We start from the raw sequence: 14,796 nt of genomic DNA, 5'->3' as shown, positions 1-14,796 counted from the left end.
GTGGCAACTGAGGCCGGTACGGCCCCTCTTGTACAGACCGGCAAGACGAAGAAGACCGCGAAACAGTCCCCCAGGCGCCGGAACTCGACCCGCACCCTGGCCGTGCTCGGCGCCCTGCTCCTGCTGCTGACCGCCGTCGTGCTCAGCCTCGCGGTCGGCTCGCGTGCCCTGTCGCCGGACGTCGTATGGGACGCGCTGCTCCACGACGACGGGTCCACCGCGGCCTCCGTCATCTGGGACGTTCGCGTGCCGCGCACCCTGGCCGGTATCGCGGCCGGCGCCGCGCTCGGTGTCGCGGGCGCGCTCATCCAGGCGCTCACCCGCAATCCGCTGGCCGATCCGGGGCTGCTCGGCATCAACGCGGGCGCCGCCACCGCGGTGGTGCTGTCCCTCACCGTGCTGGGCGTCACGAGCCTGTGGGCGTCGGTGTGGTTCGCCATGGTGGGCGCGGTGGTGGCGGGGCTGCTGGTGTACTCGCTGGCCTCGGGCGGTCGCGGCGGCGCCACGCCGGAGCGGCTCGCCCTCGGCGGCGCGGTGGTCGCCGCCGTGTTCACCGGCATCAGCCAGACGCTGATGCTGCTCGACGCCCAGGCGCTGGACCAACTGCGGTTCTGGAGCGTGGGTTCGCTCGCGCGGGCCGACAGCGAGACCCTCACGACGATCGCGCCATTCGTCGCGGTGGGCCTGGTGCTCGCGCTGGCGCTGGTCCGGCCGCTGAACGCGCTCGCGCTGGGCGACGACGGTGCCCGGGCGCTGGGCGCCCATGTGGACCGCACGCGCTTCCTCGGCCTCGCGGCCATGACGCTGCTGTGCGGTGCGGCGACCTCGGCCGTGGGGCCGCTGGTCTTCGTCGGGCTCGCCGTCCCGCACATCGCCCGCATGATCGCCGGGGCCGACCAGCGCTGGACGCTGCCGCTGTCCATGCTCCTCGCCCCCGCCCTGCTGCTCTTCGCGGACGTCGTCGGCCGGATCGCCGTACGCCCCGACGAGCTGGACGCGGGCGTGGTCACCGCGGTGGTCGGCGCACCGGTGTTCATCGCCCTGGTCCGCTACCGCCGGACAGTGACCGCATGACGACCCGGGCGCCGGCTCGCACCGGTCCGCGTGCCCGTACGCATGTCGTACGGAGCCGCTCGCACCGTTTCTCGCTGCGGGTGGACGTGCGCGCGGTGACGGTGTGCGTGCTCGTGCTCGCCGTCACCGCTGCCGTGGGCGTCCTCGCGCTCGGCACCGGCGAGTACACGATCTCGCCGGCGGACGTGGTCCGCACCCTGCTGGGCAACGGCAGCCCGCGCACCGACTTCGTGGTCAACGACCTCCGGCTGCCCCGCCTGCTGACCGGCATCCTGGTCGGCGCGGCCCTCGGTCTGAGCGGTGCCCTCTTCCAGAGCCTGACCCGCAATCCGCTGGGCAGCCCCGACATCGTCGGCTTCACCTACGGCTCCGCCACCGGAGGCCTGCTGGTGGTCCTGCTCGTCGGCGGCACCGGCGGGCAGATCGCCGTGGGGGCGGTGGGCGGCGGCCTCGCGACCGCGGTCCTCGTGTATCTGCTGGCGTGGCGGCAGGGCATCCACGGCTACCGGCTGGTGCTGGTCGGCATCGGGGTCAGCGCCCTGCTCCAGGGGGTGAACGCCTATCTCCTGGCCAAGGCCCGGTTCACTCAGGCCGCGCAGGCGATGGTGTGGCTCAACGGCAGCCTCAACGGCCGGGGTTGGCAGGACGTCCGGCCGGCCGTCCTCGGCCTGCTCGTGGTGCTGCCGCTGGTGGCGCTCGCCGCGAGCCGGCTGAGGATCCTGGAGATGGGCGACGACGTGGCGGGCGGGCTGGGCGTGCCGGTGCAGCGCACCCGGCTGGTGATCCTGGTGCTGGCCACGGCGGCCTGCGCGGTGGCCACCGCGGCGGCCGGTCCGATCCCGTTCGTGGCCCTCATCGCCCCACAGCTGGCCCGCCGCCTCACCCGGGCCCCCGGGCCCAACCTGTCCGCGGCCACGTGCACCGGGGCATTCCTCGTGGTCAGCGCCGACTTCGCCTCCCCACGCATCCAATCGTCGGCTCAGTTGCCGGTCGGCGTGGTGACCGCGGTCGTCGGCGGGGTGTACCTGGGGCTGCTGCTGCGCAGGCAGCGGCGGGCGGGACGGATCTGACGTCAGTGGCCGTGGCTCGGCTCGGCCTCCGGCGAGGACCCCTGCGACGGTTCGGACGACGCCGCTCCGGCCCGGACGGTGAACGCCGCGGTGCGCACCTTGCCCTCGTGCTTGAAGTCGAGGAACAGGCGGTACGTGCCGCTGCTCGGCGCCGTGGCCATGAACGAGATCTCCGGCCCGGGCTTCGTCCTGCCGTCGCCGGGTGCGCCGCCCGGGTGGACGTGGAGGTAGGCGAGGTCGCCGGAGCGCAGCGCGACCAGGTGGCCGTAGGCACCGAGGTAGGGCTGGAGGTCGGTCACGGGGCGGCCGTTTCGCGAGACCTTGAGCTTCAGCTCGCTCTCCTTGCCCGGGAACAGGCCGCCGTCCAGACGGACCTCATAGCCGTCGGTCTTCGCGGTGGAACCCGGCGTGGGCATCTTCTGCGGCTCATAGGAGCCCGAGGCCGCCAGATCCGCCCCGAGCGTGAGGCTCTCGGCGCCCTTCTTCGCCGGGGTGAAGTCGGCCAGGACGCGGTAGCCGCCCGCGCGGGGCAGCTCGACGGGGATGCTCCAGGTGCCGTCGGCGGCGCGGGTGGGGTGCAGGTGGCGATACGTCACCAGGTCGCGTGAGGCCACGATGAGGTGCAGTTCCTTCTCCTGCTCGGGCTCGTAGGCGGTGACGGCCCGGCCGCCGCTGTCACGTATGACGAAGCGCAGGTCGGAACGGGTTCCGGCGGTGACGCTCGGAGTCCTCAGGTCGAGGGTGTAGCCGCCCTGGGAGACCTGGAGCCCGCCGGGCACCTCCGTCTCGGCCCCACCTCCCTCCGGTGCCGACGACGCCTCTTCATGGCTCTCGTGGGAGGCGGCCGCGGAGTCCTCGACGACGGGGTCGACGCCCGTGCCCACGGCGTAGGCGGTGCCGAAGGTCGCGGCCAGTGCGGCGGCGAACGCGGTGATCTTCAGTCCGGCATGCATGGCGGTCTCCTGTGGATCGGATCCTTCGATATGAGCCTTCGATGCACTTCACCATACCCCCACGGGGTATGAAGTCAATTCAATCCCGGGCTTGCCTTGACTACCCCCTGGGGGTATACATGGCATCGGCGAGGATACCCCCGCCCCGTATTCTGGTCGACCGCGACCGCGCACTTCAGGAGGAACCCGTGTCCACCACCACCTACGCCGTCTCCGGCATGAGCTGCGCCCACTGCAAGGCCACGCTCACCAAGGCCATCGGCGGGCTGGACGGCGTCACCGGCGTCGATGTCGACATCGCGTCCGGTCACGTCACCGTCATCAGCGCCACCGAACCCGACGACGCCGTGATCGCCGACGTCGTCGACGACGCCGGCTACGAGCTGACCGGCCGCGCGGCCTGACCCGCACCCCCGAACCGTCGGAGCCCGGCCGCCCCGGGATCCGCCCGCCCTCGCACCAGGAGCAGCGATGACCACCACCGCGTCCGGCCCCGCGACCGAGATAGAACTCGCCATCGGCGGCATGACCTGCGCCTCGTGCGCGGCGCGCATCGAGAAGAAGCTGAACCGCATGGACGGGGTGACCGCCACCGTCAACTACGCCACCGAGAAGGCGAAGGTCAGCTACGGCGGTGACGTCTCCGTCCAGGACCTGATCGCCACCGTGGAGGCGACCGGGTACACGGCGCAGGAGCCCGCGCCGCCCGTCCAGGAGCAGCCCCGGCACACGGGCGGGCACGATGAGCTACGGCCACTGCGCGAGCGGTTGGTCACCGCCGTGACGCTCGCCGTCCCCGTCATCGCGATGGCCATGATCCCCGCCCTCCAGTTCGAGTACTGGCAGTGGCTGTCGCTCACGCTGGCGGCGCCCGTCGTGACGTATGCCGCCTGGCCCTTCCACAAGGCGGCGTTCACCAACCTGCGGCACGGCGCCGCCACCATGGACACGCTGATCTCGGTCGGTACGTCGGCCGCGTTCCTGTGGTCGCTGTGGGCGCTGTTTCTCGGCACCGCGGGCGAACCGGGCATGACGCACCCCTTCGAGCTGACGATCTCCCGCAGCGACGGCTCCGGGAACATCTACCTGGAGGCGGCCGCCGGAGTCACCGCCTTCATCCTGGCCGGGCGCTACTTCGAGGCCCGTTCCAAGCGCAAGGCCGGCGCGGCCCTGAAGGCCCTGCTGGAGCTGGGCGCCAAGGACGTCACCGTCCTGCGCGCCGACGGAACCGAACGGACCGTCCCTGTCGCTGAGTTGAAGGTCGGCGACCGCTTCCTGGTCCGGCCCGGCGAGAAGATCGCCACCGACGGGACGGTCGTCGAGGGCTCCTCCGCGGTGGACGCCTCGATGCTCACCGGCGAGTCCGTGCCGGTCGAGGTGGGCCAGGGCGACCCGGTCACCGGCGCCACGCTCAACGCGGGCGGCCGCCTCGTCGTCGAGGCCACCCGGGTGGGCGCCGACACCCAACTGGCGCGGATGGCCCGGCTGGTGGAGGACGCGCAGAACGGGAAGGCCTCGGCCCAGCGGCTCGCGGACCGGATCTCCGCCGTGTTCGTGCCGGTCGTGATCGCCCTCGCACTGGGCACCCTGGGCTTCTGGCTCGGCAACGGCGCCGGGCCGACCGCCGCCTTCACCGCCGCGGTCGCCGTACTGATCATCGCCTGCCCGTGCGCTCTGGGCCTGGCCACGCCGACGGCGCTGATGGTGGGCACCGGCCGGGGCGCGCAGCTCGGGATCCTGATCAAGGGCCCGGAGGTGCTGGAGTCCACGCGCGAGGTCGACACGATCGTCCTGGACAAGACGGGCACCGTGACCACCGGCCGGATGACCCTGCTGGCCGTGCACACCGCGGACAACGCCGAGGAGAGCGAAGTCCTGCAGCTGGCGGGCGCGTTGGAGCACGCCTCCGAGCACCCGATCGCCCGTGCGGTGGCCGACGGGGCGCTTCAGAAGCTGGGTTCGCTGCCGACGCCGGAGGACTTCGCGAACGTGCCCGGTCTCGGGGTGCAGGGCGTGGTCGAGGGCCACGCGGTGCTCGTGGGCCGGGAGCGGCTCCTCGAAGAGTGGGCCATGGAACTGCCGGACTCCCTGGCGCACGCGAAGTCCGACGCCGAGGCCTCCGGCCGTACCGCCATCGCGGTCGCCTGGGACGGTGAGGCGCGGGCGGTCCTGGAGGTCGCCGACGCGGTGAAGGAGACCAGCCCGGAGGCGATCCGTCGGCTGCGCGCCCTCGGTCTCACCCCGATCCTGCTGACCGGCGACAACAAGGCCGTCGCCGACGCCGTCGCCCGCGAGGTCGGCATCGCGCCCGAGGACGTCATCGCCGAGGTGCTGCCGCAGGACAAGGCCGATGTCGTCAAGCGGCTGCAAGGCGAGGGCCGTTCCGTGGCGATGGTCGGCGACGGCGTCAACGACGCCGCCGCCCTGGCCCAGGCCGACCTCGGTCTGGCGATGGGCACCGGCACGGACGCCGCGATCGAGGCCGGCGACCTCACCCTGGTCCGCGGCGACCTGCGCGCCGCCGCCGACGCCATCCGGCTCGCCCGCAGGACGCTCGGCACCATCCGGTCGAACCTGTTCTGGGCCTTCGCCTACAACGTGGCCGCGCTGCCGCTCGCCGCGGCCGGACTGCTCAACCCGATGATCGCCGGTGCGGCGATGGCGTTCTCCTCGGTCTTCGTCGTCGCCAACTCGCTGCGGCTGCGCTCGTTCCGGGCCGCGAGCTGACTCGCCGCACCGCCCGCCCCGAGAACGGCACCACCGAGGGGCCGTACCGGTCTCAGGCCGACGCGTCCTTGACGGCCTGAGACCGGTACGGCCCCTCCATCGCCTTGAGCCGCTGCATGCCGGTCAGCCGGACGACGAAGTGGACGGCGGCAGCGGCGGCGAGGATGTGCACCAGGTCGGCGGCCATGTACTGCGTCACCGCGTCCTTGATCTCCGCCGACGTCTCGGCGTCCTTGTATGTCGCCCCGGCGTACCGGTTGAACAGGAGGCTGAAGGCGAAAAGACCCCACCACAGGTTCACCGGCCAGGTCCGAGCCCGGTACGGCTCACCGGCGGCCGGCAGCAAGGTGGCGGCGCCCCACATGTCGAGGGCGATGCGGTACGGCAGCCAGAGGTTCACCAGCGGGATGAGCCAGGCTCCGACGGCCCACCCGGGTCCGTTGCGGAACCGGTCGGGCGCCAGCAGTCCGGTGTTGCGGCGCATACGGAAGAACCAGACGACGAACACGATCGCGCAGGGCAGGTACACGATGACCTGGTATCTCCCGGCCGTCTCGTACAGCGAGGCAGCGGCTGCGAAGTCCTGCTGCGCGGCCGTGACGAAGCCGCCGTCCGCGTCGATCACCGCCCGGAGCCGGAATCCGGCGAACAGGCTGAACAGGTCGCAGAGGGCGACGAGAGCGAGCCCTCCGACGGCTGCGGCCATGAGGCCGACGGACGACGCGGGCGCACCTGCGGGCAGCAGGGGACGCGGACGTAGCTCATTGGATGCGGACATGATGATGAGGCCCCCCACGGGCGGAAAGGAAAGGTCCGCGGGTAGAAGGCGCGGCCGACGCACGATACGCCGACCGCATACTTCCCGTCCATGACAATCCCGCAGGGCGCGGGTCCGTGGGATCAGTCCAGATCAACCGGGCTGCCGGTCAGCGCCGACGGTGCGTCGTACGTCGACGGCGGTGAGCGCCAGTGCCAGGGGTCCGGGCGCCAGGAAAGCGAGCGGCAGGAGCATCCAGGCGCACGCGGCGGCGGTGGCCACCGCGAGCAGGACCAGGCCGTTGCCGCCCACGTCCCGCACGGCGTCCTGGGCGGCCCCGCGCACCGCGGCCGTCCAGTCGGTGAGCGCCTCGGGGCGGGCGCAGGCCCTGAGGCCCACCACCGCGGTGCCTGCCCCGATCGCGGCGGCCGTCACCGCGAACAGCGGCGCCCCGGGCAGCCCCGCCCCGGCCAGTGCCAGATCCGCGGCGAACAGCAGGACGCCCGCGAGCGCGACGGCGCCCGCCACGAGGTCCCCGGCCCGCAGCCGGCGTCGCAGGAGGGCGAAGTACCGCCCCGCCGTGGCCGGCCGCTCCTCCCCCGCGCCGCGCAGCACCGCACACGCCGTGGACAGTGCGGCGGGCGCGGTCACCAGCGGCAGACACGCCACCGCGGTGGCGAGGCCGACGCTCAGCACGTCGGCGAACAGGGTCATCCGCGGCCCGAAGACCTCGCCCGACTCACGTGCTCCCATGCCGCTCACCCCTTGAGTCCGGAGCTGGCCATGCCCTCCACCAGCAGGCGCTGGAAGGCGAGGAAGAACAGCACGATCGGCAGCAGCGCGATCACGGACATCGCGAACATCGGGCCGAACGCCGAGGTGCTGGACGCGTCCACGAACGACCGCAGGGCGAGCGTGAGCGTGAACTTGTCCGGGTCGAAGAGGTAGATGAGCTGGGTGAAGAAGTCGTGCCAGGTCCAGATGAAGGTGAAGATCGCCGTGGTGATCAGCGCGGGCCGGGTGAGCGGAAGGACGACCTTGAAGAAGCTGCGGAACGGACCGCAGCCGTCGATGCGGGCCGCCTCCTCCAGCTCGCGCGGCAGACCCCGCATGAACTGCACGATGAGGAAGACGAAGAACGCCTCCGTCGCCAGGAACTTCGGCAGGATCAGCGGCCAGTAGGTGTTCACCAGGCCGAGCTGGTTGAAGATGATGTACTGCGGGATCAGCACCGCGTGGTGCGGCAGCATGATCGTCGCGATCATGAAGGCGAACAGCGGTCCGCGGAAGCGGAAGCGCAGGCGTGCGAAGGCGTAGGCGGCGAGCGAGCAGCTGATGACGTTGCCGAGGACCGCGCCGCCCGCGATCAGCAGCGAGTTGGACAGCAGCCGCCAGATCGACACGTCGTTGACGCCGTCCAGGGCGGTGGAGTAGTTGGACCATTCCAGGTGGCGGGGCAGCAGGTTCAGGCTCGCGATGACCTCGTCGGCGGGCTTGAGCGAGGTGGCCAGCAGCCAGGCCAGCGGGTACAGCATGACCAGCAGCGCGGCCAGACAGCCGACGTGCAGGGCGATCCGGCCCCAGGCAACGGGCTTGCGGGCAACCGGAGTTGTGGTGGTGGTCATCGGTCCCCCTCGGAGGCGTAGAAGACCCAGGAGCGCGAGGTGCGGAACAGCACCGCCGTGACGGCACCGATCACGATCAGCAGCACCCAGGCCATGGCGGAGGCGTAGCCCATGTGGGAGGCGACGAATCCGCGGTCGTAGAGGTAGAGGGTGTAGACGAGGGTCGAGTCGGCGGGGCCGCCCTTGCCCGCGCCGATCGCGAAGGCGGGCGTGAAGACCTGGAAGGCCTGGATGGTCTGGAGGACCAGGTTGAAGAAGAGGACGGGTGACAGCATCGGCACCGTGACGGACAGGAACTGCCGCCATTTCCCGGCCCCGTCGACGGCCGCCGCCTCGTACAGCTCGGCCGGGATCTGCTGGAGGCCGGCCAGGAAGATGACCATCGGCGCCCCGAACTGCCACACCGTCAGCAGGGCCACGGCGAGCAGCGCCCAGCCGGGTTTGTTGACCCAGCCGCCGGTGCCGAGCAGGTTGTCCACCGTGCCGCCGTCGTTGAAGATCGCGCGCCAGACGAGGGCGATCGACATCGACGCGCCGAGCAGCGAGGGCGCGTAGAAGGCCGACCGGTAGAAGCCCTTGCCGCGTTTCATGCCTTTCAGGGCGAGCGCGACGACGAGGGCCAGCGCGAGTTGCAGCGGCACCGCGATGACGACGTACGTCAGTGTGGTCAGCACCGACCGCCAGTAGCGCGGGTCCTCGGTGAACATCTGGACGTAGTTGCGCAGGCCCACCCAGCGCGGCGGGTTGAACAGGTCGTAGTCGGTGAAGGACAGATACAGCGAGACGGCCATCGGCAGCAGCGTCAGGACGATCGCGCCGAGCACCCACGGGGACAGGAACACCCAGGCGGGGCCCTGGCTTTCGCGTTTGGGGCGGCGCTTCGGCGCGGTGGTCGCCCCCGGCTTCCTGGCGGCGGGCGCGGGGATGTCGGTGGTGGTCATGACCTCAGCTCCGCCTTCGCCTCGGTGACGTAGTTCTCGGCCGCCTCGCGGGGCGACATGCGCTCGTAGGAGACCTGGTCGTAGTCGCGCTGGAAGGTGGTCTGCAGGGCGTTGTCACCCGAGGGCGGGGCCTGGGGCGGGTTCTTGAGGGAACCCTCCAGCGAGGCCTGGTAGTCGGCGATCGTCTTGTCGAAGTCCTTGAGGTGCGGCTCGATCGACTCGCGGACGGACTCGTTGACGGGGATGCCTCGGGTGGCGCCGAGGATCTTCCCCGCCTGCTCGTCGTTGATGAGGAAGTCGACGAGCTGTGCGGCCTCCTTGGGGTGACCGGTGTTGGCCCCGACCCCCAGGAACATGGACGGCTTGAAGTACTGGCCCGGTGTGCCGTCCTCGCCCGACGGCATCGGTGCGAGCGCGACGCCGGTCGGTATGAGGGCGAGGTAACCGCTGGACGGGGCGTCCCAGTTGGCGTCGGCCGTCGCCTCGCCGCGCCCGAGCGGGGTGTTCTCCACGGAGCCGTCGAGCTGGGTGGTCTGCTCGGCGGGCGAGACGGCACCCTCGCGCCGGAGCCGGTCGGTGAAGGTCCACCAGCGTGTCAGGTCGCCGGCGGTGAAGCCGAGTCCGCCGTCCTCGGTGTAGAGCGACTTGCCCTGGCCGCGCAGCCAGACCTCGAAGCAGTCCTCGCTCTGGCCGGGGTCGGTGGCGCCGGGCTTGCCGGTCTTCCTCGCCAACGCGCGCATGGCGTCGGCCCATTCGCTCCAGGTCCAGCTCCGGCCCGGGAGCGGCACGCCGGACGCCTTCCATGCCTTGACGTCGTAGACGACCGTCTCGGTGCCGCGGCCCTGCGGTATCGCGTACTGCGTGCCGTCCAGCCGCCCGGTGACGAGCAGACCCGCGTCGATCTCACCGGTGCGCAGTACGGCCTTCTGACCGGCCAGGTCGAGCAGGACACCACCGGAGGCGTACTGGTCGATCTGCCGGTAGTCGAGCTGCATCACGTCGGGGGCGTCGCCGCCGGCCGCCTGCGTGGCGAGCTTCTGCTTGTAGGCCTCATAGGCCGAGAACGACGTCTGCACCTGGATGTTCGGGTGCTGTTTCTCGAACAGGGCGACGGCCTGCTCGGTGCGTTCCGCGCGGTCGGGGTTGCCCCACCACGTGTAGCGCAGCACGACCTTGCCGCCGCCGACCGACTCCCCGGATCCTCCGCAGCCCGCCAGCATCGTGCAGAGCACGAGTGCGGCGGCCGACGCGCAGAACCCCTTTGTCCTGTGTCCGGGCATGCCGAGGTCACCTCTTCTCTCCTCGGACTTTCTGTTGGCCCCCCCTTCGGCCCCCCCTTGGCCCGTTACTCGCCGCCGTACGGCAACGTCGTCCCGGGCAGGTTGTACTCGTCACGGCGGCCGCACATGCCGAAGCCGCCGAGCCTGGTGGGCGCGGTCTCGTACGAGGTCGCCTCGGCGAGATACGCCGGTTCGCCCGCCTCCAGCGCGTCGAGCTGTGCGCCCGTGCGCTCGGCCGTGGCCAGCGCGCCCGCCCGCCAAAGCTCCCGCCAGTTCGGCACCTTGGCACGGACGAGGCGGGCGGCGGCGCGCTGGAATTCCACGTACGGGCCGCTGTCACCGGCGACGAGCGCCTCGCGCAGGGCGAGGTAGCCCTCGACGGCGAGGTCCCGGCGGCGGCGCGCGGCAGCCGCCGTCTCCGCTCCCGTGCCGGGCGGGATCGCCGCGGCCGCCGCGTACTTCTCGGGGTCGGCGAGCACCTCGGGCGGGAAGGTGAAGACGGCGTCCCCGGCCTCGGGCAGTCCGCTGTTCTGCATCAGCACGGTGATGCGCAGATCGCCGCCCTGGACCATACGGTGCACGGTCCCGGGCGTGAACCAGGCGACGGAGCCCGGCTCCAGGGGGATGTCCCGGTAGCCGTCCGGGCTCAGCGTCTGCACGGCACCCCGGCCCCCGGTGACGACGTACGCCTCCGTGCACACCAGATGCAGATGCGGGCTGCCGCCGCACACACCGTCGGCGGCCTCCCAGTCGTATGCGCTGAGGTGGGACAGGCCGACGGCGCCGGGCAGCGGGTGCGGAAGGTTCGGCTTCACCACGGCAGCCCCTCCAGATGAGCGGCCACCCGCTCCCGGTCCCAGGCCCCGTCGGCGAACACGACGCGATACCGGTACGCGAAGGACTGGCCCGGCGGCAGCTCGAACTCCTCGAAGAACGCCCAGGAGAACGCCACCGTCGGGATCGGCTCGGAGCGCACGAACCAGTGGGACTCGTGGATCGCGGCGTTCTCGTCGAGGTTCTCGGGGGCGTGCGCGAAGACGAGCGTGGAGTGCCCGTCGACGTCGTCGTGTTCGGCGGTGAAGGCCAGCCACGGCCCCTGGGTGCCCATCAGCTTGCCCGCGTCGGCGCCCGCTCCGCCGTCGAGGTCGGGGCCGAAGGCGGTGCCGCCGGTGAAGTCCCGGGGGCCGCGCCACTGGAGTCCGGTGTAGCCGGCCATCTCACGGCCGGCGGTGGTGGGCGAGCCGAAGGCCAGCGGCACGGCACGGAGGTTGGTCAGCCGGATCGACCAGTCCAGGGCCCAGGCACCCGCCTCCTCGTCCACCGAGTGGACGGTCAGCCCGCGCACCTCGCGCGCCCACTCCTCGCCGCCGTTCTCGACCCAGGTGAGCTCCTCGGTGAAGGCGAGCCGGTCGTCCTCGGCCGTGAAGTCGGCGAAGCCGTCGTGCCGCATGGAGCCGACCCGCTCGGGCAGGGCGAGGTAACCCTCGCCGTGGACATAGCAGTTGCCGCCCCAGAAGTTCTGCCCGGACAAGTGACTCGCCGTCATCTGCAGGCCCTTGTGCCAGCGGTGGTCGTTCGGCCGGTAGCCGGTCACGGTGTGCCCGGCGAGGGTGCGCACCGGGTGGGCGTAGGGCTTGCGGGACTCGAAGGCATCCGGGTCGGGGCGGTAGACGTAGCGGAGGATCTCCGTGCCGCCTGCCGCCTCGACGGCGATGTGGTCGCCGTGGACGTGACTGACGCGGATGCTCATGCGCGCTCCTTGGGGGCCCAGTGGGGGTGGTCGCCGTGCATGGCCGGGTAGAAGGGGTCGCCGGGCCGGATCTCGCCCGCGAGCACCGGGCTTCCCGTGAAGGCGGCCTTGTAGAGGGCGGCGGCGAAGTCGAGGGTGGCCCGGGCGTCCGGACCGCTCCCGGGCGGCCGGACACCGTTGTCGTAGGCGTCGAGGAGGGCGCCGAGCTGTGCCGTGTGCGAGCTGGGCACGTCCGCGGCGGGGGTGCGCCAGGCGGTGGCGCGCTCGGAGGGGACGTGCGGGGCCGGGGTGTACACCCAGTCGTCGTTGCGGTGGCCGTACAGGTGGGTGAGTTCGACCGTCGCGTCGGAGCAGTCGATGCGGATGCGGCTCACCTCGTGCGGGGACAGCACGCTGTTGACGACGGTGGCGAGGGCGCCGTTCTCGAAGCGTACGAGGGCCGTGGAGACGTCCTCGCTCTCGGTGTCGTGGACCAGGCGCGTGGCCATGGCCCGGATCTCCGCCCACGGCCCGAGCAGGTGCAGCAGCAGGTCGAACTGGTGGATGCCGTGTCCCATGGTGGGCCCGCCGCCTTCGCTGGCCCACTTCCCGCGCCACGGCACGGCGTAGTAGGCGGCGTCACGGTGCCAGGTGGTCTGGCAGTGCGCGACGAGCGGGGCGCCCAGCTCACCGCCGGCGATCAGCTCACGGGCGTGCACCGCGCCGGATCCGTAGCGGTGCTGGAAGACGACCGACGCGTACGCGCCCGACGCCTCCTCGGCCGCCGCGATGTCGTCGTACTCGGCGAGGGACAGGCAGAGCGGCTTCTCGCAGAGCACCCAGGCACCCGCCTTGAGGGCGGCGACCGTCTGCTCCCGGTGCAGGGACGGCGGTGTGCCGATCAGCACCAGGTCGGGGCGTACGGCGTCCAGCATCTCGCCCGTCGAGGTGTACCCGGCCAAGTCGTCGCCCGCGAGTTCCCGGAAGGCGTCCAGCCTGGCCCGGTCCACGTCGACGGCGGCGACCAGCTCCACCCGGTCCGCGTGGTGTCTCAAGGCGGGGAGATGGCTGCCGCTGACGATGGCGCCGGTGCCGATGACGGCGACGCGGCGTCGGGCGGTACTTGGGGACATGCAGTTCTCCTCGGACGGCCGACGGACAGCCCGCTCAGAAAGCGCTTGCACTTCGAGGGCGACCCTAGGCAGGGACCGAATGTCAGGACAACCCCTCTGCGGCGAGATGAGCAAAGCCTTGACCGTTCGGCTCGGCTCACCCCGCACGCTCCCCTTCCAGACGGGCAGTCAAACGGGATGAAGATCACGAAGGGCTCAGGAGCGGTGGCGTGGCTCGATTCGGCACGGCGAGGGGCCGTCGGGCGGGCGCGTCAGCCGATCGGCTGGACGGTCTCGGCACCCGACTGCGACCGGGTCCGGGCCTGGCTGACCAGGCCGAGCCGGGCGAGGAACTGCTCCAAGGTGAAGGCGGCCATGCCCAGACACACGGCGTTGCCGGGCACCTCGGACACCTCGACGGTCAGGCCGGGCAGGGAACCCGGCAGCACGTGACGGGGCAGTTCGTCCCGAACGGCGGGGACGAGCCACGGGGCGAGCGCCTTGGGCAGCCAGCCGGTGAGCGTCACCTTCGGGACGTTGAGCAGGTTGACGAGGTCGCCGAGGGCGGCGGCGAGATAGCGGCCCGTGCGCCGGACGAGCTCCCGCAGCACCGGGTCCCCCGCGGCCAGGCCGCCGGCGACGGTCTCGACGAGGTCGCGCTGCCCGGGCTGTCCCAGCGCCGGATGGGACGGGTCGATCTCGGCCAGCGTCGCCTCCAGGCCGGGGGCGCCGACGTACGCCTCCACGCACCCGTGCCGGCCGCAGCGGCACGGGCGGCCGTCCAGCATCAGGAGGGTGTGTCCCCATTCGCCGGCGTTGTTGGTGATGCCGCGGACCAGGGTGCCCTCGATCGCGATGCCGGCTCCGGCCCCGGTGCCGATGTTGACCACGGCCATGCTGTCGACGACGCGTCCGGCGCCGAACCACATCTCGGACAGGATCGCCGCCTTGAGCGGATTGTCGACGTACACCGGCAACCGCAGCCGCTCGGCCAGCAGTTCCTCGATGTGGACGTCGTGCCAGTCCCAGTTCGGCGCGAAGACGGAGACCCCGGCGTCGTGGTGCACGTGGCCCGGCATGCTGACCCCGACTCCCACGATCCGGTCGCGCTCGGTCCCGGCCGCGTCCAGGGCCGCCTCGATCGCGCCGACGATGCCGTCGACGACGTAGGCCTGGTCGTTCTGGTGCTCGTCGAGGGCCACCTCGTGCCGGGCCAGGACGCCGAGCGCGAGATCGTACACCGTGGCGTCGACGTAGGTCTCGGCTACGTCGACACCGACGATGCGGCCCCGGTCCGGGTTGATGGTGAGCCGTTCGTACGGCCGTCCCACGGCGTTGCGCTCCACGGCGGCGATGTGCAGCACGCCCTCCGCCAGGAACTGGCCGGCCAGCGTCGTCACGGTGGCCTGGCTGAGCCCCGTGTGCCGGGCGAGTTCCTGACGGGACGACGGCCCGAGGTCGAACAGGGCGTGCAGCACCTCGAAACGGTTCTCGCTGCGAACGTCTCGGACCGTGTGCCGGGCCACCG

At 71.8% G+C, this 14,796-nt stretch carries 14 protein-coding genes; 4 read left to right on the top strand and 10 right to left on the bottom strand.

Going from position 1 to position 14,796, the window contains the following annotated elements; genetic code table 11:
* Together ACIREI_RS01500 and ACIREI_RS01495 are read left to right on the top strand one after the other, a co-directional pair.
* Positions 1-1,074 (top strand): FecCD family ABC transporter permease, encoded by a 1,074-nt coding sequence (locus tag ACIREI_RS01500; protein WP_403326851.1) that lies wholly within the window; start codon positions 1-3, stop codon positions 1,072-1,074.
* Positions 1,071-2,144 carry a FecCD family ABC transporter permease gene (locus tag ACIREI_RS01495; RefSeq protein WP_403326043.1) on the top strand — a complete coding sequence of 358 codons (1,074 nt, stop codon included), beginning with the start codon at positions 1,071-1,073 and terminating at the stop codon, positions 2,142-2,144. The genes ACIREI_RS01500 and ACIREI_RS01495 overlap by 4 nt, the downstream gene beginning before the upstream one ends.
* A 2-nt stretch (positions 2,145-2,146) precedes the next feature.
* Here the strand turns inward: ACIREI_RS01495 and ACIREI_RS01490 are convergent, their stop codons facing one another.
* Complete coding sequence (locus ACIREI_RS01490) at positions 2,147-3,097, bottom strand: hypothetical protein (RefSeq protein WP_403326041.1); 951 nt, start codon at positions 3,095-3,097, stop codon at positions 2,147-2,149.
* Between the two features lie 188 nt (positions 3,098-3,285).
* On the opposite strand from ACIREI_RS01490, the gene ACIREI_RS01485 reads away from it, so the two are divergent.
* Together ACIREI_RS01485 and ACIREI_RS01480 are read left to right on the top strand one after the other, a co-directional pair.
* Positions 3,286-3,501 (top strand): heavy-metal-associated domain-containing protein, encoded by a 216-nt coding sequence (locus ACIREI_RS01485; protein WP_403326038.1) that lies wholly within the window; start codon positions 3,286-3,288, stop codon positions 3,499-3,501.
* 67 nt (positions 3,502-3,568) lie between these two features.
* The gene (locus tag ACIREI_RS01480; RefSeq protein WP_403326036.1) at positions 3,569-5,824 is read left to right on the top strand and encodes a heavy metal translocating P-type ATPase; all 2,256 of its coding nucleotides are present in this window, start codon (positions 3,569-3,571) and stop codon (positions 5,822-5,824) included.
* A 52-nt stretch (positions 5,825-5,876) separates the two neighbouring features.
* Here the strand turns inward: ACIREI_RS01480 and ACIREI_RS01475 are convergent, their stop codons facing one another.
* The 9 genes from ACIREI_RS01475 to ACIREI_RS01435 form a co-directional block, all read right to left on the bottom strand.
* Positions 5,877-6,602 carry a DUF4328 domain-containing protein gene (locus tag ACIREI_RS01475; protein WP_403326033.1) on the bottom strand — a complete coding sequence of 242 codons (726 nt, stop codon included), beginning with the start codon at positions 6,600-6,602 and terminating at the stop codon, positions 5,877-5,879.
* Between the two features lie 132 nt (positions 6,603-6,734).
* Positions 6,735-7,334, bottom strand: a complete 600-nt coding sequence (locus tag ACIREI_RS01470) for a hypothetical protein (RefSeq protein ID WP_403326031.1) — start codon at positions 7,332-7,334, stop codon at positions 6,735-6,737.
* A 5-nt stretch (positions 7,335-7,339) separates the two neighbouring features.
* Positions 7,340-8,206 carry a carbohydrate ABC transporter permease gene (locus ACIREI_RS01465; RefSeq protein WP_403326029.1) on the bottom strand — a complete coding sequence of 289 codons (867 nt, stop codon included), beginning with the start codon at positions 8,204-8,206 and terminating at the stop codon, positions 7,340-7,342.
* Complete coding sequence (locus tag ACIREI_RS01460) at positions 8,203-9,147, bottom strand: carbohydrate ABC transporter permease (protein WP_403326026.1); 945 nt, start codon at positions 9,145-9,147, stop codon at positions 8,203-8,205. The genes ACIREI_RS01465 and ACIREI_RS01460 overlap by 4 nt, the downstream gene beginning before the upstream one ends.
* Positions 9,144-10,427 (bottom strand): ABC transporter substrate-binding protein, encoded by a 1,284-nt coding sequence (locus ACIREI_RS01455; protein ID WP_403326024.1) that lies wholly within the window; start codon positions 10,425-10,427, stop codon positions 9,144-9,146. The genes ACIREI_RS01460 and ACIREI_RS01455 overlap by 4 nt, the downstream gene beginning before the upstream one ends.
* Before the next feature lie 65 nt (positions 10,428-10,492).
* Complete coding sequence (locus tag ACIREI_RS01450) at positions 10,493-11,245, bottom strand: cupin (RefSeq protein WP_403326022.1); 753 nt, start codon at positions 11,243-11,245, stop codon at positions 10,493-10,495.
* On the bottom strand, positions 11,239-12,177 hold the full coding sequence (locus tag ACIREI_RS01445) for a PmoA family protein (protein ID WP_403326020.1): 939 nt from the start codon (positions 12,175-12,177) through the stop codon (positions 11,239-11,241). Before ACIREI_RS01445 ends, ACIREI_RS01450 begins: the two co-directional genes overlap by 7 nt.
* Positions 12,174-13,289: a Gfo/Idh/MocA family protein gene (locus ACIREI_RS01440; protein ID WP_403326017.1), complete on the bottom strand. Its 1,116-nt coding sequence runs from the start codon at positions 13,287-13,289 to the stop codon at positions 12,174-12,176. Before ACIREI_RS01440 ends, ACIREI_RS01445 begins: the two co-directional genes overlap by 4 nt.
* A gap of 251 nt (positions 13,290-13,540) precedes the next feature.
* Complete coding sequence (locus tag ACIREI_RS01435; protein ID WP_403326015.1) at positions 13,541-14,794, bottom strand: ROK family protein; 1,254 nt, start codon at positions 14,792-14,794, stop codon at positions 13,541-13,543.
* Between the last annotated feature and the right edge of the window lie 2 nt (positions 14,795-14,796).

It is taken from the genome of Streptomyces sp. NPDC093591 (assembly GCF_044764885.1).
Lineage (GTDB): Bacteria > Actinomycetota > Actinomycetes > Streptomycetales > Streptomycetaceae > Streptomyces.
Note: the sequence above shows the minus strand (reverse complement) of the source record. Positions and strands in the feature narration are given on the sequence as shown.